Source organism: Cohnella terricola (assembly GCF_007786475.1).
Taxonomy (GTDB): Bacteria; Bacillota; Bacilli; order Paenibacillales; family Paenibacillaceae; genus Cohnella; species Cohnella terricola.
Genome location: NZ_VNJJ01000001.1, coordinates 89,846 through 113,306, shown reverse-complemented (window position 1 = coordinate 113,306; position 23,461 = coordinate 89,846). Strand labels below are relative to the sequence as shown.

Below are 23,461 nucleotides of genomic sequence, written 5' to 3'. Positions count from 1 at the left end.
TTAAAATAAAAGATACCGATCGGTACCTTTATTATATCAGGATTTAAGACGTTGGCAAGGTTTCGGCCGTAACATTTGATATAATGTTAGATTAGAATAAGATCATTCGGAGGAACCTATGAAAAAAGGAGATCGAACAAGAGAGCACATTATTATGAAATCGGCAGCAATCTTTAATCAAAGAGGTTATGCCGGTACATCGTTAAACGATATTATTGCCGACACCGGAATTAAGAAAGGGGGCATCTATCGGCATTTTACAAGCAAAGATGAGATTGCGCTTGAAGCCTACAATTACGCTGCCAGTATGGTTAGCGGGAAATTTGCTGAGGCGGTCGACCAAGAGCAGTCTGCGTCAGGGAGGTTACTTGCATTTTTTCGTGTATATGAAGATGTTGTCGATAATCCACCATTTATTGGAGGATGCCCCATGCAGAATACAGCAGTCGAAAGTGACGATACTCATGCGGAGCTTCGTGATCGGGCAAGGCAAGGGCTGCATAACTATTTGGTTATGATGAAGAGTATAATTCTTGATGGGATGAAGAGTGGGGAGTTTAAGGAAGATTTGGATACAGATGCACTTGCTTCATTTGCCTTTTCCTTGCTCGAAGGAGGCATTTTGCTCAGCAAATTGGATGGGGATAATAAGCATATGCAAATGAATACAGCATGCTTTGCGTCCTATTTGCAGAATTGTTGTTTAAAAAACAGTTAAGCGCTCGGAAGCGTAAAATAGAATATGATGCTTATATGATCTCCACAAAAAAGAAAATAAAGCCCACGATTCTCGTGGGCTTTGCCAGTTCTATCCGCCATCGAAAGTGAGATAGCTGCAGGAAGATGTCAGCCACCAGCATGCCGCATAGAGAACGCCGCTTCTACGTGCCAACCACCTTCGGCATGCCATACTGTGCCAGACTTTGATGGCGGGAGCGCATCAATATAGCACCGCTATAGACAAACCAATATAGCTGTGCTATATTGGTCACATGAATACACACGACACTCTGCTCAATGCGGCTTTACAAGTTCTCGAGGAAGAGGGCGAGGCACAGTTCTCGACACGCTCCGTCTGCGCAATTGCGAAGGTGACCGCACCGACATTGTACCATCACTTCGGCAGCGCCGACGGGCTTCTGAGCGCCGCCATTACGGAAGCATTTGCACAGTTTCTCGAAAGCAAAAGGACTGCCACCCAATCCTCCGATCCGGTGATGGCGCTACGCGAGGGCTGGGACGATTACGTGCGCTTTGCGGCGGCTCGTCCACGGCTCTACGCGGTGATGATGAGCCGCGTTCTCGACGACGCTGCAATTCCCGCCGCCGAGCAGGCCTTTGCGCTCCTGATCCAACGCATCACGGCCATCGCCGCTGAGGGTCGGCTCAGGCCGACGGTGGAGGTGGCTGCCGATCTCATGTGGGCGTCTGCGAATGCTGCATCCCTACTTCACGTCACAGCTCGGCTACGCAAGGTGGTGCCACCCACTTCTGAGGTCCTGGAGCAAATCCGTGAGGGCGCAATACGGTCCATCCTAGATCCCGAACAGAAAGGACGAACATAATGAAAATTCTCGTCACGGGAGGCACCGGTCTGCTCGGCGGCCGCCTGATCACGAAGCTCGTGGAGGACGGTCACGAGATTTTCGCTCTCACACGCTCCACATCATCTCTCGCCAAACTCAAGTCCATTGGTGCGACGCCAGTCGATGCCGATCTCGAAAGCAACACGCCACTCATATTGCCGGTGATTGATGCGGTTGTGCACGCGGCCGCCCTGTTCCGCTTCTCAGGGCCTCGCGAACCCTTCTTCCGTACCAACATCGATGGCACCGTAGCCTTGTTGAAAGCAGCTGAGTCCGCCGGGGCGAATACATTCGTCTACATCAGCGCGGCGGGGATCCTCATGGATAATAGCGGTACGCCCATCCGCGACGCCGATGAAAGTGCGCCAACATTCCCGAACCACTTCTCCGCCTACCTGGCGAGCAAGGCACGGGCCGAGCCTTTGGTTCTGGCAGCCAACAAACCCGGCTTTCGCACCATCGCGCTCCGCCCACCGGCTATCTGGGGGCCTGGTGATCCGTTTAGTCGAGCGCTTCCCGAAGCAGTCAGATCTGGGCAGTTCGCCTTCATCAACCGCGGCGACTACGCTTTTGCAACCTGCCACGTGGACAATGTGGTCGAAGCCATACAATGCGCTCTTAAGCGCGGAGAAGGCGGTCATGCCTTCTTCATCAAAGACCAGGAAGGGCAGACTTTCCGTGAGTTCGTCGCCTCGCTCGCGAACTTGCAGGGCCTGTCCATCGATAAGCTGCGTTCGATGCCCTACTGGCTTGCCTCATCCATTGGCCGGCTGCTCGACACTATCTGGGCCGTCACGCGAAAAGACGGCGATCCGCCGATCTCACGCTCGATGATACGCATGATCGGGCGTGAGTTCACAGTCAACGATGCCGCTGCACGTCGAGAGTTGGGCTATGTCGGAAGAACTTTGCGCGACGCCGGCTTGCAAAGCTATGAGGAACCATCTGCTCGAGGATAGTGCTTTAGAGGTCGAACGACGGCAATCGCCGGCTAGTCGTTCTCTGGACTTGCTCTTTTTGTCGATGTGGCATACAGCATCGAAGCCGTGACGGCCAGCCGAGTCTGTAACTCATCATCGATGATTTTCCCCCTTGCGTGCCCCGTTTCGCTCAGTCCATGCGCATTCGCACGCCTTCTAGTGTCATTGGGAAAGTTCTGTAATCTTAACATCTACTTTCCCTTCCGAGACCAACTTAGCGATAGCCCCTAGCTGTTCCGTGCTTGTGGATCAAGGTGGGGGCTATTTGACGCTTACCGAAAAGAAACAATTGAGCGAAGCTTCGCGGATACCAAAATTAAGGTCTAATACTCTTCTTTTGTTGTTGAGCACTCCAGAGAGTAAATAAAATTCCCACGACGGTTACGATGGAAGCAACCCAAGGAACGGCTGTTAGGCCTCCCCCAAATTGTAAATCTATAACCAAGCCTCCGATATACGCACCAAGCGCATTACCCAAGTTAAAAGCCGCAACATTTAAAGTCGACGCTAGCGTTGGAGCTTCTTTGGCCGTATTCAGCATATGGAGCTGCAATCCCGGTACAGTTCCAAGAGCGGCCATTCCCAATACAAAAATAGTAATCAAAGCAGGTACTTTATACTGATCCGTAATTGATAATATTGCTAAAACTATGGCCAACACAACGAGTATCCCAAGGAGAGATGGCATTAATTTACGGTCAGCCAGTTTGCCCCCAATAATATTTCCAAGCGCGCTGCCGACTCCGAACAAAACAAGGATGTAAGAAACGGAATTTACCGGGAACTTAGTAATATCAGTTAAAATCGGTGAAATATAAGTGAACGCTGTAAAGACTCCTCCAAAACCAAACGTCGTCATCAAAAGAGCAACATAAACTGTTGGTCGACGCAGTGCACCAAGCTCCTGCTTTAGGCTTGATGAAGATGCCTTTACTTTTGGAACGAGTATGGCAATCCCAATCAAAGCAATCAGTCCTATTATAGTGATCGTCCAAAAGGAGGATCTCCATCCATAGGTTTGACCAATAAATGTACCGATTGGAACGCCAAGAATAGTTGCAAGTGTCAGGCCGGTAAACATGATGGCAATAGCTCCAGCCCGTTTTTCCTTAGGAACCAGTCCAGCTGCAATAACAGATCCAACACCAAAAAAGGACCCATGAGTTAATGCAGCCACGATACGAGCTGCCATTAATACTCCATAGTTCGGTGCAAGAGCAGCCAATGCATTACCTGCTATGAACAGAATCATAAGAAAGAGAAGCAACTGCTTTCGCTTCATTCGATGAGTGGCAACTGTGATGATGGGAGCTCCTATAGCCACACCCAGTGCATATCCGGTAATGAGTAGCCCCGCTAAGGGGATGGACACCTGCAAGCTTTCGGCCACTTCAGGAAGTAACCCCATAATAATATATTCAGTCATTCCAATCGCAAATGCCCCTATTGTTAGCGCTAGCAACGCCAATGTCGTGCTTTTACTTGCTGTTTTATTTTCTATAATCACTGCATCCAAATAAATAACCACCTAACCAATTTTTTTCAAAAAGAAAGCATGGGACCACTATTTTAAATAGCAGCCCCATACCTTTACCCTAGTTTTTCAATAACGGGTTTGGTTACAGCCAGAGAGAAGTGGAATCTGACCTGTAATCAAATTCCCATCAACTTCATGATAGCGAGCAACTATGAGAATTTTCGTTCCGTTTTTCTAAAATATATAATCACTTCCTTGTCCTTGCGTACCCTACATATTCATTATGCGATACGAATCGAAAAACAAGAATAACTCAATGGGGCTATATACGAGTCGTCCGATCCGTCCAAAATGGCTCGGCGCTATTTCATTCTAGAATGGCTTGTTGTACAACAAAAAGATACCGTTCGGTATTTTATTTATTGTATCATTTTTCTAGTGAAAGGCAAGGCCGGAATCGGATAATTTGTTAAAAATAAATGATTAGAACAAGGTTCATACAGAGGAGCTCATGAAAAAAGGGGACACTACTCGGGAACATATCATGATGAAATCGGCTGAAATTTTTAACCAGAGAGGATATGCCGGTACATCGCCATGCAGAATACAGCTGTAGAAAGTGACGATACTCATTCGGAGATTTGTGGCGGAGAAAGGCAGGGTGTGTGCTAACTTTAACTACAAAATTTAACGCCCGCAACCCGGGTCCCCGCAAAGTAATCGGAATAAGGGTGTCCCTCAGTCAATGGTTTTGGGACACCCTCTTCATATCCTTCCGGCAACAACGTTACAGCGTTTTATATTCGTTCTTAAAGAAATCGATCAGAAACTCATGAAACATGCGTACGACGAGAGGTAGCTTCTCTCCCGCCCTGTGAATGATGCCGATCGTTCGGGTGACGTGAGGCTCGCTGATCTTCACGACGGCCGGCATCATCGAGCTCGTCTCGTACATCGCCATTTCCGGCAATAGACTAACGCCCATACCGGCGGCGACCAAGCCCCGTATCGTGCCGTGTTCTTCGCTCTCGAAACCGATTTTCGGCGTAAACCCGGCTTCCTTGCAGGCATCCCATACGATCGGACGCAGGGAATAACCCGAACTGAACAAAACGAAGGTCTCATCCTTAAGATCGCTTAACACGATAGACTTTGCCCTTGCCAATCGATGCCTTTCCGGTAATATCGCGAATAATTCCTCCGTCAGGACGACTTCTCCCGTGACTTGCTCGTTCTTATCGGGAAAAGGCGATATAAAAGCGATGTCCACTTCCGCATCGACAACATCCCGGATTAGCGAAGGGTACATGCCTTGACGAAAACGGAACTTTACGTTGGGATGCAGCTTTCTAAAAGCGGCTACGACTTGGGGAACGAGATGTATGCCTAAGCTATGAGGAAACCCAAGCCTGATCTCGCCGACTTCGGGATCTAGAAATTCATGAATTTCCATCACGGCCCGATCCAGATCTCCCAACACCGCTTCGGCTCTACGCAGAAACAGTTGACCTACGGGCGTCAGTTGAACGTTGCGGCCTCGCTGCATGAATAGGCGAATGCCGAGTTCTTCTTCGAGCCTGTGAATCTGCCTGCTGACCGCTGACTGCGCCACATGAAGCTCTTCGGCAGCTTTCGTAACATGCTGCAGACGGGCAACCTGCACGAAATATTCCAATTGCCTAAGTTCCAAGTGAACCTCTCCTCCGTAACGCGTTTATTCCAATGATTGGACAAGGACATTCCATAACGATTATAATGATAACGGCAAACCTTATCAATGAAGGAGGAAGCTATTCATGTCCCAAGAACGTTCCGCCGAATTCAAAGGCAATCCAATCACTCTCGTCGGTCCGGTACTAAAAGTCGGAGACGCTGCTCCCGATTTTTCCTTGAACAAAAACCTGCTCGAGACGTCTTCCCTGAAAGATTTCGCCGGCAAGGTTAAACTGATCAGCGTCGTCCCTTCGATCGACACCGGTGTTTGCGACGCGCAAACCCGCCGTTTTAACGAAGAAGCTTCCAAACTGGGCGACAACGTCGCCATTCTCACCATCAGCGTGGACTTGCCGTTCGCTCAAGCTCGCTGGTGCGCCGCAGCAGGAGTCGATCGCGTATATCTTCTTTCGGATTACAAAGACAACAGCTTCGGCAAAGCATACGGCGTTCTTATCAAAGAATTCCAACTGGATATGAGAGCGATCTTCGTTCTTGACGCCAACGATAAAATTGCTTACATCGAAGTGCTGAACGAAATGGGCGAGCATCCAAACTACGAGGCCGCTATCTCCGCGGTTAAGAGCCTGCTATAAGCCAGGACATATGCAAGACAAAAGCGAGGTATGGGCGGGTATCGCCTTCCTCGCTTTTCTATGTCTTCAGGAACGCTTGTCTACGATTTATATGTAGCCAATTTACGATCCAGCACGCTATATATTTCTTGTATATTCCGATAATTCGCTCCCAAATCGCCAAGCGACCCTCTAGAAGCGGAATAAATATCTACCGCAGTATTGCCTGGGCCCGTGCCGACGAGTTGGACTGTAATGTCCATCGTGCGCCCGGCCATCGATTTTTTCTCCATGACGATCTCCCCGACCGTCTGAACTTCGTGAAGGACCTTGTACCCCTTCATCTTCTTGAGAATGGTGCTAATCTCGTCCCAAGCACGATCTTTCGAAAGGCGATAATAATGAGATTTAAGCTTTGGATCTTTCGCCTTGTCGCTCGTATGTTCATGGCTTCGGATTAACCCAATCAACAATCGCTTCAAATGCTCTCTCTCCCTCCGAGTACCCTTGGCGCTACGTTCTATCATACCACGCCTGTCCCGGGGATTAAAGCCCATAGATAGAAAAAACCCGCCATTGCCGTCCGACGTGCATGTTTCTGAACCTGCTTTGGCAGGTGGGTGCCCGCAGCCCGGGTTTTGACTTCCCTTTTCGAGGGCTTGTCAGCCGCCTGGCGATGTAGAGCTCCCTGGAAACAAACATTGGTTCAAAACAATAAAGCGCCGTAACGTACAGGGCAGGAATATTCCTATTATAATCAGGCAGGATTGAAAAGTAAAACGATTAGCCTTGGGATTTCTTTCCTTCTTCGGACTCTTCGTCGGTTTCGCCGTCCGCTTCGTCCTCCGATTGGGATTCGTCCGTCGCTTCGGCCGCTTCTTTAAGCAACATCATCTTCTGGATGACCAGATTGAAGTTAAAGAACGTGTAAACGGCGATGATGCTTCCGAAGAAAAACGGGATAAGAAACGTGAATTTCATAAAGCTCAGAGCGAGCACGGCCGCTGCGCCGATCGCCATGATCAGAGAACGGATAGGTCGTCCGATCGTGAGAATAAGCGCATTCTTGAGCAATTGAACCGTTTTCATATGAAAGTGCGATAGCAGCGAGAAAAAGTGCAGCAAAGAAATCGACAGCAATATAATCAATGCGATAAACAAGTACGCGAGCAACTGCAATTGGGCAATTTGCCGTAAATAGACCTGAAAATCAATTATAAGAATCGCGAACAGGAGCGCGTAGACAATACCGCCGATCATCGCCTGAACGTAGTTTTGTTTGTAGTTACGAAAGAATGTTTTCAGAAGCGGCACGTCAACATCTCCAAGCACCCATTTCCGGGCGACCGAGAACATGGCCGAGGTCGCCGGAAACAGAGTAAACGGAGCCACGACTGCAAGCGGAATTACGAACGCTTGCAGCTCGGTCTCGTTTTGTGCCGTCAGAAATGCAAACATCACTAACCAGAAAGGCAACGATGTGAGTAGCCATAATACATTCGTAACTGACAACCTCATGATCCATTCGGACAGCTTATAGAAGCCGCCCATCATGCCCCGCATTTCCATGGGGATTCCTCCCTGATGACCATTTCGTCAGTATGCCTGCTTGATTAGATCTTTACGAAATCCTCGTTTTGAGAACGGCTGCCGCGGGAATCGTCTCTGCGCTCCGTACGTCCGCCGCGATCCCGATAACCACTGTCGTCGCGATTGTTATTGTAACGATTGCCGCCGCCGCCGTATGGCTTACGTTGGCCGCCGCCATATCCGGAACCGCCGCGGGAATCATTGCGCCCTTGGCCTTGGCCTTGACGCCAGGAGCCTTGACCGCCGCTGCTGCCGCCGTAACGACGTCCGCCGCCGCTACCGCTGCTATAACCACCGCTGCGATTGCCTTCGAATTTACGTTTCTTGGAACGTACCGGATCTTCAGGAGTCAATTCGATGTTGACGTCTTTCTTGTCGCCATTAAGCAATTTCATTGCCGCGGCAAGCAATTCAACGGAATCGTACTGCTCCAGCAGTTGCATAGCCACCCATTTGAAAGGGTTGACTTCTTCTTCTGTACGAACGGTTTCCATGATACGCTCCGCCAGCACTTTCTGCTTGCCTTCCATCGCTTCGGACAATGTCGGAAGCATCTTCTTGGCGATGCGGTGACGCGTTACCTTCTCGATGAAGTGGAGGTGATCGATCTCCCGGTGCGTAACGAACGACCAGGAAGTGCCTTCTTTGCCGGCACGGCCCGTACGGCCGATCCGGTGAACATAGCTTTCCGGATCTTGCGGCAAGTCGAAGTTAATAACGTGAGTGACGCCCGATACGTCCAATCCGCGCGCCGCTACGTCTGTAGCAACGAGAATATCGATGCTGCCGTCGCGGAATTTGCGCATGACGGCGTCGCGTTGGTTCTGGGACAAATCACCGTGCAGGCCGTCGCAAGCGTACCCGCGTTTCATCAGACCTTCGGAAAGCTCGGCAACGCGGCGCTTCGTACGACCGAAAATAATTGCCAATTCAGGCGGCTCCATGTCGAGAAGACGGCAGAGACCGTCGAATTTCATCCGTTCTTGGATTTCCACGTAATATTGTTGAATCGAAGGCGCGCTAAGCAGCTTGGATTCGACTTTCACGTGCTCCGGCTCGCGAAGGAATTGCTGCGCAAGCTTCTGAATGTTTGCCGGCATCGTCGCGGAGAAGAGCAACGTCTGGCGTTCTTCCGGCACAAGCTTCAGGATCGATTGGATATCTTCCATGAAGCCCATGTCCAGCATTTCGTCCGCTTCGTCCAGCACGACAGTTTGCACGTCGTCTAGGCGGATCGTCTTGCGGTTAATGTGGTCGAGCAAACGACCCGGTGTTCCGATAATGATCTGCGGCTTCCGTCTCAAGGAACGGATTTGACGTGAGATGTCTTGACCGCCATATATAGCCAAGGAACGAAGTCCCTTGAAACGTCCAAGCTTCTCGATTTCTTCCGATACCTGAATCGCGAGTTCGCGAGTAGGCGCCATAATCAAGGCGACAATGCGGTCTTCTGATGCAGCGATCTTGCTGATCAGCGGTATGCCGAATGCTGCGGTCTTACCAGTACCCGTCTGGGCCTGCCCGATCATGTCTTTGCCTGCGATGGCAACGGGAATAGCTTTCGCTTGGATTGGGGTCGCCTCTTCAAATCCCATCTCCGATATGGCTTGAAGAACATCAGGCTCCAAACCAAACTCTGCAAATGTGTTCAAACTTTTTCAATCTCCTTCTGTGTTGGGCCTTCAACTTACGGCTTCCAAAAAAATGATCAGTTCATTATAGCACAAAGCCGCTCATAAACTCTAGTCTGAGGAAATTGTTTCAGCCAAACAATTCCATCCGGTTGAATGAGCTTCCATTACAAGGGAAATCTAAACCAACCGAAGTTTATCACGTTTTTGTCTACAAGGGAGATCTGTCATGAAGAGGATTGCCATTCTTGGCCCCGTATTTTTGATGATGATCAGTGCCGCCACGGTCGGGCTCGGCTTCCAGTTGTTACTGATACCGACGAAGCTGCTTAGCAGCGGCCTATCCGGCGTTGCCATGGTGATTGGATACTTAAGCGGTTGGAATATCGGCTGGCTGTATTTTGCCCTGAATGTGCCGATTTTGCTCTGGGGGTATCGCGTTCTCGGAAAAAGGTTTATCGCGCTTAGTATCGTGACCGTTGTCTCCACGGCTATTTTTCTTCAGGTTATTCCGGTTATCGAGCTTACGAATGATCGGTTGCTTGCCTCCGTATTCGGCGGCGTTCTCGTCGGATTAGGCACAACGGTCACGCTTCGATATGGAGGCTCCTCTGGGGGCTTTGACATCATCGCTTCTATTATATCACGATACAGGGACTTGCCCATCGGCCTTATGACCGTTTTTCTAAACACGATCGTAGTCGCCGCCCTCGGTTTCCTTAAAAATGATTGGAATGCCGCCCTGTATTCGTTGCTGTCGATTTATTTGACGGGAAAAATCATTGACACCGCGTACACGCCTCACCATAAAGTCACCGCCTTTATCGTCACCAACCATACCCAAGAAATCGCTTCTAGACTGCTCAAGCTTCCTAGAGGCGTCACCATCATCAAAACCCGAGGCGCATTTACGAGCGAAGAACGGGATATGCTCATGACGGTCACAACCCGGTTTGAACTGGCCGAACTCCGTAAAATGATCAAAGAAGTGGACGCCAAAGCTTTCGTAAACGTCGTTCAAACGGTCGACGTGATCGGGGAATTTCGGAAGCGGTAAATTATTTATTGGATAACCCGGAAATTTCATCAAAATACTACAAAATACCTGTGTCTACTCTCCCCTATCTCGTTTATAATCTTGTTACAGAGCTTATAGGGAGAGAGTATATAAATGAATATTTTTCTGACGTTTATTCTGCTTTTCAACAGCATGATCGGGGGACAGCAAGAAAACGGGAAGTCGCAGGACAGCTTATGGAAAATCATGAAGACCGGAATGCATCATATGCAGGCTCCCGTCGATCCGACAACGGACAACGGGCAATCCCCCGTAATCGTAGGGGATCCTCAACCGGACGCTCCGGTCGTCAAAGGAATTTATGTTACGGCTTACAGCGCCGGCGGCGAAAGAATGGCCAGTCTGTTGAACTTGATCGACAAGACGGATTTGAACGCCATGGTTATTGATATCAAGGACGATTTGGGCAACATTACATACAAAACGACTAACCCGATATTGCAGGAGTTAGGCAGTCCCCAGCCTTATATTAAAGATATCGATAAGCTCATGACGACCTTAAAGGAGCACGACATTTACCCGATCGCGCGGGTTGTCGTCTTCAAAGACAGCGTGCTCGCTAAGGAGCATCCGGAGTACTCCTTTATCCAGAAGGACGGAACGCTCTGGCAAAATAAAAACAAAGACAAATTCGTCAACCCTTATCGTAAGGAAGTATGGGAGTACAACGTCGAGATCGCCAAAGAAGCGGCTAAGCTGGGCTTTAAAGAAATCCAATTCGACTATGTCAGGTTCCCCGAAGGTTTCGAGAAAAAAGCCGACAACCTGAAGTTCGACAAAAACGAACTGAGCCGAGTCGACATCGTCACCGGGTTCGTGGAATACGCCAAAAAGGAATTGGCGCCGCTTGGGGTTAGAGTGTCCGTCGATATTTTCGGCTACGCGGCATCCGTACCGGCCGCCGAAGGGATCGGACAAGATTTTACGAAGATCTCCAATTCGGTTCACGTAATCTGTCCGATGATCTATCCTAGCCATTACAGCACCGGTTGGTTTAAACAGAAAGACCCCGATACGGCTCCTTACGCAACGGTCAAAGGCGCCATGGACGATACGCATAAGAAGCTGGAGCCTCTAGGAGACAACAAGCCGGTTATCCGGCCGTGGATACAGGACTTTACCGCCAAGTGGTTAGGCAAAGGACATTATATTCCTTACGGGGCAGCGGAAGTGCAAGCGCAGATTAAAGCCCTTAACGACAGCGGAGTTCAGGAGTTCCTCTTGTGGAGCGCAGGCAACAGATATTCGGAAGGCGTTAAGTATTAAGATTACAGCACTTATTCACTTGATAAGATACAACTCAATCCCGCCGGGATTCCCGGCGGGTTTTTGATTTGATGCAAGCCGGGAGTTACTCGATTTAATCGTGCTATTCTGGGACAACGACGGCGCAGCATGGGAGTTACTCGATTTAATCGTGCTATTCTGGGATATAAGAAAGACTGCCGAGAAGTTCTCGACAGTCTTTCTTAAATAATGCGGTTCGTTATCGTTTGCCTGGGAAATAAGGTTCTCCCAAAGCTCCGGGCGCTTTCGAGCGTCCGACCGCTCCGACGAGCACGAGAATCGTGAGCACGTACGGCAGCATGTAAATGAATTCCGGCGGGATATGGGACGAGAAATCGAACAACTGCAATACGTTGTTGATCGACTGCGCGAATCCGAAAAATAACGCAGCGCCCATTGCGCCAAGCGGGTTCCATTTACCGAAGATAACAGCCGCCAGCGCGATAAAACCTTGTCCGGATATCGTGTTGTGCGAGAACGATCCCGTTGTCGTCATGGCGATGGTCGCACCGCCGATGCCGGCGAGAATTCCGCTCATAAGCACTGCCGCGTAACGCATACGGAGCACTTTAATGCCAACCGTATCCGCCGCGCTCGGATGCTCGCCTACAGAACGGAGGCGCAGGCCGAAAGCCGTTTTGTACAGCATATAATAGATCACACCGACCAAGATCAAAGCCAGGTAAGTCGTCGGGTAAGCGTTAAAAATCCCATCACCGATGATCGGAATATCCGATAGCAGCGGAATTTTCACCTTGTGGAAAACTTCATTGACGAGCGATGTTTCGCCGGAGCCCGAGAAAAGCAGCTTCACGAGATACAAGGTCGAACCGCCCGCAATGAAGTTGATGACGATCCCGCTGACGACCTGATCGGCCCTGAACGTGATCGTCGCCACCGCATGGATCAGCGAGAATAGCAAGCCAAAGATCGCCCCGGCGATTACGCCTATCCAAGGCGACGCGGCTCCGTACCCCGCCTCCTGCGCTTTGAAGGCTGCCACGGCGGCGGCGAACGCCCCTGCCGTCATCAAACCTTCCAATCCAATATTGACGACGCCCGATCGTTCCGAGAGGATCCCGCCGAGCGCGGCCAAGATTAACGCTGTCGAGAATACGAAGGCGGTATTGAGCATATGTCCTATCGTTGCCGCATCCATCTAGATCGCCTCCTCTTTGCGTTTCTTCCCGGATACCCGCTTCAGCAGCCAACGGATGATGCCCGGAGCCGCGACGAAGAAAATAACGGATCCGATGACGATGCGAATGATCTCCGGAGGCACATCCGCCCCGAAGCTCATGCCTGCCGCCCCATAGGACAACGTTCCAAACAGGATCGCTCCCAGAAGTACGCCGAGAGGGGTATTGCCTCCGAGCAGCGCAACCGCGATGCCGTCGAATCCATGTCCGGTGTGGCTGGCCGCGATCACTTGGTTGTGGAATACGCCAAGCACCTGGAATACTCCGGCCAATCCCGCCAGCGCGCCGGAGATGAACATCGCCTTCACGACGCCACTATTGACGTTGATTCCGGCATAAGCGGCCGCGTCGGCGTTCGATCCGACAACACGCAGCTCAAAGCCTTGTTTCGTTCTCCAGAGAAAAGCATAGAAGAATATGACGCAAAGCAACGCAAAAAACATTCCCCAGTGCATCCGCGCGTCATCCATGAAACGAGACAGCCAACCAATTGTTGCGGAGGCTGAGTCGTCTACCATATAAGACCTGCCTTTACCCGGCTCGAGCAAGAAACGATTGACGAGATAGTTCGCCAGATGCAAAGCGATCCAGTTCAACATGATCGTCGTAATGACCTCGTTCACGCCTCTGGCCGCTTTCAAATAACCTGCAATCATGCCCCATATACCGCCGCATATCGCGCCGACAACAACCGCGAGCGGAGCATGAATATACCACGGCAGGTGCACGGTAACGCCGATAATCGTCGCCCCCGTCATGCCCATAATATATTGTCCTTCTGCGCCGATATTGAACAAACCGGTACGAAACGCGAACGCGACGGACAAGCCGGTGAACAGGATCGGCGTAATCGCCGTCAACGTTTCCCCGAAATCATATCGATTACCGAATACGGTTTCGAGCAGCGACCGATAGGCTAATATCGGGTCATAACCGCCGATCAGCATAATGATCGCGCCCACGATCAATCCGAGCACGATCGCGACGAGCGGAACGAGCGCCGAATCCTTCGTGAATGCTCTAATCAGTTTATTCACTTTCCGGGCCTCCTTGCGGTCGCTTGTAATCCGTCATCATGAGACCTAGTTCCTGATCGTTCGTCTCGGAAGGTTTGACTTCCCCAACGATGCGTCCTTCATAGATGACCGCAATTCGATCGGACAATTGAAGGATTTCCTCGAGCTCGTAAGAGACGAGCAGTACCGCTTTACCCATGTTGCGCTGCTCGACGAGTCTCTTATGAATAAACTCGATCGCGCCGACGTCCAATCCCCGCGTCGGCTGGGCGGCGATCAGAACGTCCGGGTTTTTGTCGACTTCCCTCGCGATGATCGCCTTCTGCTGGTTTCCTCCGGATAAAGCGCGAGCGTCCGTCATAATGGACGGCGTTCTCACGTCAAAGTCTTTTACGAGCCGCTCCGCATGGGTCGCGATCTCGTTGAAATCGAGAAAACCCTTTTTGTTGAACTGCGGTTGATAGTAAGTTTCCAGAACCATGTTTTCCCGCACCGGGAAATCGAGCACAAGACCATGCTTATGACGATCTTCCGGAATCAGGGATATTCCCGCCTCTGAGATTTGGCGCGGCTTCTTGCCCGCGATCTCTTCACCGGAGATTTTGATCGAACCGTCCGCGACAGGGCGAAGACCGGTCAACGCTTCGATCAGTTCACTTTGGCCGTTTCCTTCCACGCCGGCAATGCCGAGAATCTCTCCGCGACGAAGCGTGAAGTTTGTTCCGTTAAGCGCATTCAGGCCTTGTCGGCCCTTGACGACTAGGTTGTCCACTTCCAATATCGGCTCGCCCAGCACGGCATCCTTTTTGTCGAGCTTAAGCGACACTTCCCGACCGACCATTTTCTCGGCCAATTGGTTTGGACTCGTTCCCGCTACCGGCAAGCTGTCAATGACTTTGCCCCGACGTACGATCGTAACGCTGTCGGCAATCGCCATAATTTCCTTAAGTTTGTGGGTGATCAAAATAATCGATTTACCTTGATTGACAAGATTACGCATAATAACGAGCAGTTCACTGATCTCCTGCGGAGTCAGCACCGCTGTTGGTTCGTCGAAAATCAAAATGTCCGCGCCACGGTACAGCGTCTTCAGGATTTCGACCCTTTGCTGCATGCCGACCGAGATTTCGTCGATTTTCGCATAGGGGTCCACGTTTAAGCCATATTGGTGGGAGAGGTTGCCGACTTTCTCGTAGGCCATCTTCTTATCCACCGCGAGTCCCAGCCATTTCTTGGGCTCGCTGCCAAGGATGATGTTTTCCGTCACGGTAAACGGATGCACCAGCTTGAAGTGCTGGTGCACCATTCCGATGCCGAGTTTAATCGCTTTATTGGGACCGTCTATGACGACTTGTTGCCCATTAACGAAGATCTCCCCTTCTTCAGGCTGGTATAGCCCGAACAAGACGTTCATCATCGTCGATTTGCCGGCGCCATTCTCGCCGAGAAGGGCGTGAATCTCGCCCTTTCTCAGCTTGAAGTTGACGCTATCGTTTGCGACGATGCCGGGGAAACGTTTCGTAATGTTGCGCATTTCTACGACTGTATTCGCCTGTTCCATAGTCGCACCCTTTGCTAGTTATTAATTACTTGGCAGTCGGTACCGTAATTTCTCCGCTTACGATTTTTTGCTTGTACTCTTCGACTTTGTCCAATACTTCCTTAGGCACGTTCTTGGTCGATGTTTCCGGCAAACCAACCGCATCATCTTTCAGACCAAGCGTCGTGTTTTTTCCCGCAGGGAAGTTGCCTTCGATCATTTGCTCGGAAATGCGGTATACGGCTTCGTCAACGCGTTTCAACATGGAAGTCAGCGTAACGTCGTCGCCGAATTCGAGGGATTGGTCTTTGTCGACGCCGATAACCCATACTTTCTTGTCCGGCTTAGCCGACTTGTTGCGTTCTTTCGCTTCGTTGAACACGCCGTTGCCTGTTCCGCCAGCCGCGTGGAAAATGATGTCCGCGCCGTCGTTGTAGATCGAAGCGGCAGCAGCTTTACCCAGGTCTGCTTTATCGAATGCGCCCGTATAGTTGACCGTAACCTTCGCGTCCGGATTAACCGCTTTGACGCCCGCCACGAAACCAAGCTCGAAGCGTTTGATTACGGGGATGTCGATTCCGCCTACGAAACCGATTTTGTTCGATTTCGTCATCATGCCGGCAACTACGCCAACGAGGAAAGATCCTTCGTTTTCAGCGAACGTAATGGAGGCTACGTTCGGCGCGTCGACTTCATTGTCGATGATCGCAAGGTGTGCTTTCGGATTTTTGGTTGCCGCGTCTTTTACCGCGTCGCCCATCAGGAAGCCGATACCCCATGTCAGATTATAATCGTCGCGTACGAATTTGTTCAGGTTGGTCAAATAGTTTGTCGCTTCTTTGCTCTCGAGATACTTGACGCTTGCTCCCGTGTCGTCTTTCAAACGAGAAAGACCTTCCCAAGCGCTTTGGTTGAACGACTTGTCGTTTACGCCGCCTACGTCTGTAACCATCGCGAATTTGAAGCCTTTGCCGTCAACGGTTCCCGCGCCTTCACTTGGGCTTGCGCTTGGTGAAGCACTTGGCGAAGCACTTGGGCTTTCACTCGGGCTAGCTGCACCGCCATTGTTATTTTTCGCTCCGCATGCAGTAAGCGTCAAGGAAGCGACAAGCATAATACCTGTAAACAGCTTAGCTGTTTTATTCATATCCTATTCTCTCCTTATAATCGATTATCGATGGAATTGAATGTTGCGCGTTGCAAATCGGGTAGCCTCAAGCCTACAGCTTCGAAACGATCTCCTTGACAAGCGAGATGAATTTCGGTTTTGTACGGTTCGCGACTTCGATGACTTGCTCATGGCTTAACGGTTCTAGATGCTCCCCGATCGCCATGTCCGTAACGCAAGAAATACCAAGTACTTGTATGGCCATATGGCTCGCTACGATCGCTTCCGGCACGGTGGACATGCCCACCGCGTCGCCGCCGATCAGGCGAAGCATCTTCAATTCAGCCGGCGTCATATAAGACGGACCGGTAATCCCGGCGTAAACGCCTTGTCTGACACGAATGCCTAGCGATTGCGCCGTCTCCCGGGCAAGCTCGAGCAAATCTGGTGTGTACGCTCGGCTCATATCCGGAAAACGAGGTCCCAATGCGGATTCGTTCTCCCCGATCAGCGGGTTGGCGCCCGTCATGTTCAGATGGTCCTGAATAAGCATTAAATCTCCCGGTTCGAAATCGGGATTCATGCCTCCGCAAGCGTTCGTCACGATGAGTCTTTCGACCCCAAGCGCCTTCATGACGCGCACCGGGAACGTAACCTCTTGCATGGAATAGCCTTCATAATAATGAAACCGCCCCTGCATTGCGATGACCGTCCGTTCATGGAGTCGACCAATTACGAGCTGGCCCGCATGACCTTCAACCGTCGATACCGGAAAATGCGGGATCGACTCGTAAGGAATCCGGACAGCGTCTTGAATGTCGTCGGCGAGTTCTCCCAGACCGGAGCCCAGAATCAGGCCGATCTTTGGCTTGTCGTCGATTCGAGACGCGATATACTTAGTCGCCTCTTCCATTCTTTTTAGCAACTGGCCCATTTCTTTTCACCCCCTTTATAAGTGTAACCCATTAACCCCAACTTGCTTGTCCGCCGCTTGATTTTCATTTATTTAATCTCCCCGACGATTAACGCCGGAGGCGCGACCGGTTGTGGCCGAATCTCGATGGATTCGTAAATTTTCGCCAACGCTTCGTCGTTCGAATTGCTATTCGCATGAATCGTAGCGATAGACTCTCCGAGTTGAACGCGATCCCCGATTTTCTTATGGAGGACGATGCCGACGGCGAGATCGATCTGTGACTCTTTCGTCGCCCGCCCCGCGCCAAGCATCATGGCCGCAAGGCCGATTCTCTCCGCGGCGATCGCGGCGACGAAGCCCTCTTCTTTGGCAGGAACTTCGATACGATACTTAGCGGTAACGAGACGTTCGGGCTCATCGACGAGCGAAGCGTCGCCGCCCTGAGCGGTCAGGAACGCTTTGAATTTATCGAGCGCGCTGCCGCTTGCGATGGATTGTTCAAGCAGATCCCGAGCTTCTTCCTTACTGGAAGCGACTCCGGCCAATACGGCCATATGGCTGCCAAGCGTCAAGCATAGCTCCGTTAAATCCTCGGGGCCGACGCCTCTCAGCGTATCGATCGCTTCTTTCACTTCGAGCGCGTTGCCGATCGCGTTGCCAAGCGGTTGGCTCATATCCGACAATACGGCAACGGTGCGACGTCCGACGCGATTGCCGATATCCACCATGCAAGAAGCGAGTTCTTCCGCCTCAGACATTTCTTTCATGAAAGCGCCGTCTCCGGTCTTCACGTCAAGCACGATGGCATCCGCGCCGGATGCGATCTTCTTGCTCATGATCGAGCTGGCGATGAGCGGAATCGAATTTACGGTTCCCGTAACGTCCCTTAAGCCGTAAAGCTTTTTGTCCGCCGGGGTCAAGTTTTCGCTTTGCCCGATGACCGCTAGCCCGTTGCGGTTCACAAGATCGATAAACGTCTCGTTATCGATCTCGACATGGAAACCGGGCACAGCTTCCAACTTGTCGATCGTTCCTCCGGTATGCCCCAATCCTCTTCCCGACATTTTAGCAACGGGTACTCCGATGGAAGCGACCAAAGGAGCGAGAACAAGTGTCGTCGTATCTCCGACCCCTCCGGTACTGTGCTTGTCGACCTTGATTCCGGAAATCCCGGACAAGTCAATCGTGTCTCCCGAGTGAACCATCGCCATCGTCAAGTTCGCTCTTTCCGTCGGCGTCATCCCCCGGAAGAAAATCGCCATGGCCATTGCCGACATTTGGTAGTCGGGAATCGATCCGTCGGTGTACCCGCGGATCAGGCTGTTGATTTCTTGTTCCGTCAATTCGCCGCCGTCGCGTTTTTTCGTAATTAAATCCACAGTTCTCATCGCTCGGTGCCCTCCTTGACTTGTCCAGATATACTTTTAATAGCCTTGGGCATTTCCGCCCGTGACGATAGCGATCGATGAGCTTGCCCCGAGCCTGGTTGCCCCTGCTTCAATGAGCTTCTCAGCCACTTCGAGATTACGAACGCCTCCCGAAGCTTTAATGCCCATATCGGGTCCAACTACGCTGCGGATGAGCGCGATGTCCTCGACGGTCGCTCCGCCCGTGCCGAATCCCGTCGACGTCTTGACGAAATCGGCTTCCGCTTCCTTGCAAAGCAGAGAAGCTTGGCGTTTCTCGTCGTCCGTTAAATAACACGTTTCGATAATGACTTTTACCGGCGCCTTGCCTTTGCAAGCGGCAACAACTTCGGCGATGTCGCGTTTTGCGGCTTCCGAATCGCCCGATTTCAACGCTCCGATATTCAAGACCATATCGATCTCGGTCGCGCCGGCTTGAATGGCATCCCGCGCTTCCGCGACTTTCGTCTCCGTCCGGCTCGCGCCGAGTGGGAAGCCGATTACCGTCGTTATGCCTACGCTGCTGCCGGCAAGTTCGCGAACTGCCAGCGGCACCCAATACGGATTCACGCAGACCGTCGCAAAGCCGTATTGCTTCGCTTCTTCGCATAATTTTACGATATCGTTCTTCGTGCTAACGGCTGCCAGCAAAGTATGGTCGATTCGTTGCGCGATTTGTTCAGGCGTCATCATCGTTGTCATTTCTCCTATGCTTGTGTTTTGTTGAGCAATGATCTAGCCGTAATCTGATCCGTAACCAACGTATTAACGTAATTTCCCCGCAGAGCGCCCAAGATAGCGTTTACTTTAGAAGCGCCTCCTGCGACCAGGATCGAATGTTCCTTGGAGCGCAAGTCCGCGAGTTCGATGCCCACCGTGCGTTCGTTCAGGCTTGGAAGACAGATTTCGCCGTCGGAATCGTAATATCTCGAGCAAATGTCGCCGACAGCCTTCGTTCTTATGATCTCCAATTCTTCATTGCGCAAATAGCTTGAATTCAGCAGGACGGAATCCGGTGTCGGCGACCCCGCCGTAAAAACGGCGATATTCGCTTGAAGTCCCATATCCATGACCCTGCGAATGTGGCGATCCGTAAGCATCGCCTGCTTCACGAGAATATGATCTACAATTGCGGGCAAATACATGAAGTAAGGTGTCACGTTAAAAGCTTTGCCTATCCGATGAACGATCTCCGACGGAGATATCCGGATGTCGGCATCGCTGACCCCTCCATTCAATTGCACCACGAAGGAATTATTCAAAGACCTCCCTTTCAGATGCAGGGCAACTTGATACATCGTCGATCCCCACGACGCCCCGATCGTGTCGCCGTCTTTGACAAGCTCCGCGATAAAAGCCGCCGCCGCTTGGCCGATATACCTTTTGACGACGCTTTCTTCATAAGTCGGAGTAAAAGCGACCACAACGTTCTTCAACTGGAATCTCTCTTTCAGCAAACCTCTTAGAACTTCGACATCCTCCGTCGGATCCTTGATCTCGATCGTGACGATGCCTTCCGATTTAGCTTGCTGTAGAAGACGGGAAACGGTCGGTCGGGATACCCCAAGCGTATCCGCGATTTGATTCTGGCTGTAGTCCAACTCGTAATATAACTTGGCTGCCTCGACTACTTTTTTGACTTTGTCGTTATCCAACCAAACTCACACCATTCCAAGGACTTATTTTCTTGAAATTCTGTTCATTACGAATGAAATTCCGTTCTCTCATCCGCTATTATAATGGATATAAGAGTTCTACGCTAGGGCAAAATATTTTACCAGAACATGAAAAAAGAGCCGTCCCTCGGATCATCAGACCCTGGGACAGCCCCGTAAAAGCGATTATTGGGCTAAGCGCAATGCCAAGTTGTATAAGTCCAGGTTAAAGGATTTTTTCGTGGATACGACTTGTTCGATATCCGTCGCGACGAATTCCCCTTTGACAAGGCCAATCCCTTTGCCGGAATCGCCTTCCATGAGCCGTTGCACCGCGTAATCCGCCAATTGGCTAGCCAGAATCCGATCGTTATGGGTTGGCGCTCCGCCCCGTTGAATATGCCCTAGCACGGTAACGCGAGGTTCGATGCCGCTGTACTCGGTAATGCCCCGGGCAACTTCGTCTCCCGATCCGACGCCTTCGGCCACAACCACGATGCCGTGCCGTTTGCCCTTCTGGAAGTTGTCCTTCATGCGAAGCGAGATCTCCTTAATATCAAACGGAACCTCAGGCACAAGGATCGCTTCCGCTCCGCTCGCCAAACCGGCATATAGAGCGATATCGCCGCAGTGGCGCCCCATAACCTCGACGACGGACGATCTTTCGTGGGAAGTCATCGTGTCCCGAAGCTTATTGATCGCGTCGACGACGATGCTAACCGCCGTATCGAAACCGATCGTAAAATCCGTGAACGGAATGTCGTTATCGATCGTACCCGGCAAGGCCATCGTTTTGATTCCCAGCTTGCTTAGCTTATTCGCGCCTTGATAGGAACCGTCGCCCCCGATAACGACAAGGCCGTCGATCCCATACTCGCGCAGCACGTCCGCACCGCGTTGTTGGCCTTCCGGCGTTACGAACTCCTTACAGCGGGCCGTCTGCAGAATCGTGCCGCCGCGCTGAATAATGTCGCCTACGCTGCGCAAATCCATTTCTCTTAAATCCCGGTTAAGCAAGCCCTGGTAACCACGCTGCACGCCATATACTTCAATCCCCCGAAATAGCGCGCTTCTGACGACGGCTCTTACCGCCGCGTTCATCCCTTGCGAATCCCCGCCGCTTGTCAGTACGGCAATCTTCTTAACTGCACTCATCTCCAAAATTCCTCCCTGTTTGATTCTCTGTAACTTACATGGCCTTCCTTATCCAATGGCTGTTCAGCCAGAAGAACACTCTAGTCCAAGGGCTCCCCTTCATCAGAAGCTTGGCGGTCTGCCGCACGTCCCGCTGTTTCCTCACCTTCGGATCGGACAAGTACAACGCGACCAAACCTTCCACGATCATTCGGTGAAAATGCCCGAAGGGCAGCTCGTCGGCGGATTGTCTCGCGGCTTGAACCATCAGCCTCATGCGTTCATTAAGTGCTCGCTCGTCGTCGTAATAGCTGCAGAAGTTTAAATCTCCGCCTTCTCTGTCCTCCGCCTGATCGATCAAATAATCAAGCAGAATATGCAAACCGCAGATCGACGGGAAATAACGGTCGCGAATCGCCTTCGCTTGTTCCGTATCTAGCCGCGGATCGGTGGCCGCAAGAAAAAGCATGAACATTCCTAGCGTGGACCCCGTCGCTGCAGCAAATTCGTTCCATTGCAACTGCGGATACCCGGCGGAATGCTTGTTCCACCATTCTAGCAATTCCGCTTCGCGGCGGGAGTGGGCGATATGCTTGTAGACTTGCAGATCCGCATACAATTGAACCAGCTCGACGACGTGTGACTGAACTTTCCCGTAGGAAGGCAGAAGTGCTATCGAAGCTTGGCATTGCGAGACGAGCGCCTGAAGATAACCACCGTCATCCTGTTCTTCTCTCAAAGCATAGTAATTACTTGGCTGTGCCTCGGGCGTGACGGCGTCCAGCATGCTTTGATGCAGCAAGCGAAAATCGCGTGCGTCCAGCGATGTGCTGCGATCGCACAGATTATCCAAATAATCGCTTATCGTTTGCAATGCGACGATCAGCGGAATCAGCACATGCCGCTGCTCCAGATTCGCGGCCGCGTACACGCCGCCTCCCTCGCAGTGGAATTGCTTGGCATTCATGCTATCGAGCGCCTGCTTGCGAAGCTCTGCATCCGGTATCCCATCGGCTTTCTCTCGCCAACGGCCGAGCTCGGCGCGAACTTCCGGCAAAATGTATTTATACACTCTTTTCATTAACGAAAAAGGTCCGCGTGGTGAGCGGCCCGCTAGCAACGTATGGTTTGTCATTTCTTAGGGTCCTCCGCTTTGCTCTAACCGGCGTGTTGTTTGGCATCGCCGTTCAATTCCTGTTGCGCCCGAAACCAAATGTTGAGATCGTTGATCCGGCTTGCGAGATCGGCAATTTCCCCATTTAATAGGCAGGAACGCGTGAAATCGTCCTCCTCGAACAGCAGTTGCTGTTTGACGCGGATAACGGCTTCGAAACCCATTATCCGATCCGGAATCGACCCGCGTATCAATTCCCATCTGGTTAAAATAACCGTCTGGCTTCCCGAGTCCAGTTCGTCCCAATCGCATTGCAGGCTAGGGATTTCTATGCCGAGCCTTTCGCTGAATACGAAATGGCTGTCCGACTGTCTTTCGTGCGCCATTCGCATCGTAACCACCTGAACTTTTTTCATACGCCGTTTTTAAAAGCATCATTCTTTAATTTATCATTTC

Annotated in this window: 23 protein-coding genes and 1 other RNA gene; 6 read left to right on the top strand and 18 right to left on the bottom strand. The window is 51.3% G+C overall.

The features are described 5' to 3' along the window. Positions 1-118 precede the first annotated feature (118 nt). The 3 genes from FPZ45_RS00525 (at position 119) to FPZ45_RS00515 (ending at position 2,545) form a co-directional block, all read left to right on the top strand. Positions 119-718 carry a TetR/AcrR family transcriptional regulator gene (locus tag FPZ45_RS00525; protein WP_144697208.1) on the top strand — a complete coding sequence of 200 codons (600 nt, stop codon included), beginning with the start codon at positions 119-121 and terminating at the stop codon, positions 716-718. 274 nt (positions 719-992) lie between these two features. Then, positions 993-1,565: a TetR/AcrR family transcriptional regulator gene (locus FPZ45_RS00520; RefSeq protein WP_144697205.1), complete on the top strand. Its 573-nt coding sequence runs from the start codon at positions 993-995 to the stop codon at positions 1,563-1,565. Then, a complete protein-coding gene (locus tag FPZ45_RS00515; RefSeq protein ID WP_144697202.1) occupies positions 1,565-2,545 on the top strand; it encodes an NAD-dependent epimerase/dehydratase family protein in 981 nt (326 codons plus the stop codon). The genes FPZ45_RS00520 and FPZ45_RS00515 overlap by 1 nt, the downstream gene beginning before the upstream one ends. Positions 2,546-2,577: 32 nt before the next feature. Here the strand turns inward: FPZ45_RS00515 and FPZ45_RS00510 are convergent, their stop codons facing one another. The 3 genes from FPZ45_RS00510 to gltC all read right to left on the bottom strand — a co-directional run bounded on the left by FPZ45_RS00510 (position 2,578) and on the right by gltC (position 5,733). Beyond that, positions 2,578-2,757 (bottom strand): hypothetical protein, encoded by a 180-nt coding sequence (locus tag FPZ45_RS00510; RefSeq protein ID WP_144697198.1) that lies wholly within the window; start codon positions 2,755-2,757, stop codon positions 2,578-2,580. A 125-nt stretch (positions 2,758-2,882) separates the two neighbouring features. Next, on the bottom strand, positions 2,883-4,082 hold the full coding sequence (locus tag FPZ45_RS00505) for an MFS transporter (RefSeq protein ID WP_144697196.1): 1,200 nt from the start codon (positions 4,080-4,082) through the stop codon (positions 2,883-2,885). A 748-nt stretch (positions 4,083-4,830) separates the two neighbouring features. After that, positions 4,831-5,733 (bottom strand): glutamate biosynthesis transcriptional regulator GltC, encoded by a 903-nt coding sequence (gene gltC, locus FPZ45_RS00495; RefSeq protein ID WP_144697193.1) that lies wholly within the window; start codon positions 5,731-5,733, stop codon positions 4,831-4,833. A gap of 106 nt (positions 5,734-5,839) precedes the next feature. On the opposite strand from gltC, the gene tpx reads away from it, so the two are divergent. Continuing rightward, complete coding sequence (gene tpx, locus FPZ45_RS00490; protein ID WP_144697190.1) at positions 5,840-6,352, top strand: thiol peroxidase; 513 nt, start codon at positions 5,840-5,842, stop codon at positions 6,350-6,352. Between the two features lie 80 nt (positions 6,353-6,432). Here tpx and FPZ45_RS00485 read toward each other — a convergent pair whose 3' ends face one another. The 4 genes from FPZ45_RS00485 to cshA form a co-directional block, all read right to left on the bottom strand. Next, entirely contained in the window at positions 6,433-6,858 is a 426-nt protein-coding gene (locus tag FPZ45_RS00485; RefSeq protein WP_144697187.1) for a DUF1499 domain-containing protein, read from the bottom strand. Positions 6,859-6,894: 36 nt separating this feature from the next. Then, positions 6,895-7,077, bottom strand: a non-coding RNA gene (ssrS, locus tag FPZ45_RS00480) — 6S RNA. A gap of 37 nt (positions 7,078-7,114) precedes the next feature. Beyond that, positions 7,115-7,900, bottom strand: a complete 786-nt coding sequence (locus tag FPZ45_RS00475) for a YesL family protein (protein WP_144697184.1) — start codon at positions 7,898-7,900, stop codon at positions 7,115-7,117. 44 nt (positions 7,901-7,944) lie between these two features. Beyond that, positions 7,945-9,573 carry a degradosome RNA helicase CshA gene (cshA, locus tag FPZ45_RS00470; RefSeq protein ID WP_144697181.1) on the bottom strand — a complete coding sequence of 543 codons (1,629 nt, stop codon included), beginning with the start codon at positions 9,571-9,573 and terminating at the stop codon, positions 7,945-7,947. A gap of 208 nt (positions 9,574-9,781) precedes the next feature. Here cshA and FPZ45_RS00465 point away from each other — a divergent pair, with 208 nt between their 5' ends. Together FPZ45_RS00465 and FPZ45_RS00460 are read left to right on the top strand one after the other, a co-directional pair. Next, entirely contained in the window at positions 9,782-10,609 is an 828-nt protein-coding gene (locus FPZ45_RS00465) for a YitT family protein (RefSeq protein WP_144697178.1), read from the top strand. 114 nt (positions 10,610-10,723) lie between these two features. Next, positions 10,724-11,896 (top strand): putative glycoside hydrolase, encoded by a 1,173-nt coding sequence (locus FPZ45_RS00460; protein WP_144697174.1) that lies wholly within the window; start codon positions 10,724-10,726, stop codon positions 11,894-11,896. 220 nt (positions 11,897-12,116) lie between these two features. Here FPZ45_RS00460 and FPZ45_RS00455 read toward each other — a convergent pair whose 3' ends face one another. From FPZ45_RS00455 to FPZ45_RS00405, 11 genes are all read right to left on the bottom strand, one after another. Next, positions 12,117-13,076 (bottom strand): ABC transporter permease, encoded by a 960-nt coding sequence (locus FPZ45_RS00455; protein ID WP_144697171.1) that lies wholly within the window; start codon positions 13,074-13,076, stop codon positions 12,117-12,119. Next, positions 13,077-14,153: an ABC transporter permease gene (locus FPZ45_RS00450; RefSeq protein ID WP_144697169.1), complete on the bottom strand. Its 1,077-nt coding sequence runs from the start codon at positions 14,151-14,153 to the stop codon at positions 13,077-13,079. Then, positions 14,146-15,693: an ABC transporter ATP-binding protein gene (locus FPZ45_RS00445; RefSeq protein ID WP_144697166.1), complete on the bottom strand. Its 1,548-nt coding sequence runs from the start codon at positions 15,691-15,693 to the stop codon at positions 14,146-14,148. Before FPZ45_RS00445 ends, FPZ45_RS00450 begins: the two co-directional genes overlap by 8 nt. Positions 15,694-15,718: 25 nt before the next feature. Beyond that, a complete protein-coding gene (locus FPZ45_RS00440) occupies positions 15,719-16,819 on the bottom strand; it encodes a BMP family lipoprotein (protein WP_144697163.1) in 1,101 nt (366 codons plus the stop codon). Positions 16,820-16,892: 73 nt separating this feature from the next. Next, the gene (locus tag FPZ45_RS00435) at positions 16,893-17,714 is read right to left on the bottom strand and encodes a purine-nucleoside phosphorylase (protein WP_144697160.1); all 822 of its coding nucleotides are present in this window, start codon (positions 17,712-17,714) and stop codon (positions 16,893-16,895) included. A gap of 68 nt (positions 17,715-17,782) precedes the next feature. Continuing rightward, complete coding sequence (locus FPZ45_RS00430) at positions 17,783-19,084, bottom strand: pyrimidine-nucleoside phosphorylase (RefSeq protein ID WP_144697157.1); 1,302 nt, start codon at positions 19,082-19,084, stop codon at positions 17,783-17,785. 36 nt (positions 19,085-19,120) lie between these two features. After that, entirely contained in the window at positions 19,121-19,792 is a 672-nt protein-coding gene (deoC, locus tag FPZ45_RS00425; RefSeq protein WP_144698302.1) for a deoxyribose-phosphate aldolase, read from the bottom strand. A 17-nt stretch (positions 19,793-19,809) separates the two neighbouring features. Further along, the gene (locus tag FPZ45_RS00420) at positions 19,810-20,757 is read right to left on the bottom strand and encodes a DNA-binding transcriptional repressor DeoR (protein WP_144697154.1); all 948 of its coding nucleotides are present in this window, start codon (positions 20,755-20,757) and stop codon (positions 19,810-19,812) included. Between the two features lie 186 nt (positions 20,758-20,943). Next, a complete protein-coding gene (pfkA, locus tag FPZ45_RS00415) occupies positions 20,944-21,912 on the bottom strand; it encodes a 6-phosphofructokinase (RefSeq protein WP_144697151.1) in 969 nt (322 codons plus the stop codon). Positions 21,913-21,946: 34 nt separating this feature from the next. Continuing rightward, complete coding sequence (locus FPZ45_RS00410) at positions 21,947-23,026, bottom strand: tetraprenyl-beta-curcumene synthase family protein (protein ID WP_144697147.1); 1,080 nt, start codon at positions 23,024-23,026, stop codon at positions 21,947-21,949. A 23-nt stretch (positions 23,027-23,049) separates the two neighbouring features. Continuing rightward, positions 23,050-23,391, bottom strand: coding sequence for a hypothetical protein (locus FPZ45_RS00405; RefSeq protein WP_144697144.1), 342 nt, complete (start codon positions 23,389-23,391; stop codon positions 23,050-23,052). Between the last annotated feature and the right edge of the window lie 70 nt (positions 23,392-23,461).

What these genes read in the sequence shown, in the direction of transcription:
- FPZ45_RS00525 (WP_144697208.1), top strand. Translation starts at nt 119, where the DNA reads ATGAAAAAAGGAGATCGAACAAGAGAGCACATTATTATGAAATCGGCA.
- FPZ45_RS00520 (WP_144697205.1), top strand. Translation starts at nt 993, where the DNA reads ATGAATACACACGACACTCTGCTCAATGCGGCTTTACAAGTTCTCGAG.
- FPZ45_RS00515 (WP_144697202.1), top strand. Translation starts at nt 1,565, where the DNA reads ATGAAAATTCTCGTCACGGGAGGCACCGGTCTGCTCGGCGGCCGCCTG.
- FPZ45_RS00510 (WP_144697198.1), bottom strand. Translation starts at nt 2,757, where the DNA reads ATGTTAAGATTACAGAACTTTCCCAATGACACTAGAAGGCGTGCGAAT.
- tpx (WP_144697190.1), top strand. Translation starts at nt 5,840, where the DNA reads ATGTCCCAAGAACGTTCCGCCGAATTCAAAGGCAATCCAATCACTCTC.
- FPZ45_RS00485 (WP_144697187.1), bottom strand. Translation starts at nt 6,858, where the DNA reads ATGATAGAACGTAGCGCCAAGGGTACTCGGAGGGAGAGAGAGCATTTG.
- FPZ45_RS00475 (WP_144697184.1), bottom strand. Translation starts at nt 7,900, where the DNA reads ATGGAAATGCGGGGCATGATGGGCGGCTTCTATAAGCTGTCCGAATGG.
- FPZ45_RS00465 (WP_144697178.1), top strand. Translation starts at nt 9,782, where the DNA reads ATGAAGAGGATTGCCATTCTTGGCCCCGTATTTTTGATGATGATCAGT.
- FPZ45_RS00460 (WP_144697174.1), top strand. Translation starts at nt 10,724, where the DNA reads ATGAATATTTTTCTGACGTTTATTCTGCTTTTCAACAGCATGATCGGG.
- FPZ45_RS00455 (WP_144697171.1), bottom strand. Translation starts at nt 13,076, where the DNA reads ATGGATGCGGCAACGATAGGACATATGCTCAATACCGCCTTCGTATTC.
- FPZ45_RS00445 (WP_144697166.1), bottom strand. Translation starts at nt 15,693, where the DNA reads ATGGAACAGGCGAATACAGTCGTAGAAATGCGCAACATTACGAAACGT.
- FPZ45_RS00440 (WP_144697163.1), bottom strand. Translation starts at nt 16,819, where the DNA reads ATGAATAAAACAGCTAAGCTGTTTACAGGTATTATGCTTGTCGCTTCC.
- FPZ45_RS00435 (WP_144697160.1), bottom strand. Translation starts at nt 17,714, where the DNA reads ATGGGCCAGTTGCTAAAAAGAATGGAAGAGGCGACTAAGTATATCGCG.
- FPZ45_RS00430 (WP_144697157.1), bottom strand. Translation starts at nt 19,084, where the DNA reads ATGAGAACTGTGGATTTAATTACGAAAAAACGCGACGGCGGCGAATTG.
- deoC (WP_144698302.1), bottom strand. Translation starts at nt 19,792, where the DNA reads ATGACGCCTGAACAAATCGCGCAACGAATCGACCATACTTTGCTGGCA.
- pfkA (WP_144697151.1), bottom strand. Translation starts at nt 21,912, where the DNA reads ATGAGTGCAGTTAAGAAGATTGCCGTACTGACAAGCGGCGGGGATTCG.
- FPZ45_RS00410 (WP_144697147.1), bottom strand. Translation starts at nt 23,026, where the DNA reads ATGACAAACCATACGTTGCTAGCGGGCCGCTCACCACGCGGACCTTTT.
- FPZ45_RS00405 (WP_144697144.1), bottom strand. Translation starts at nt 23,391, where the DNA reads ATGGCGCACGAAAGACAGTCGGACAGCCATTTCGTATTCAGCGAAAGG.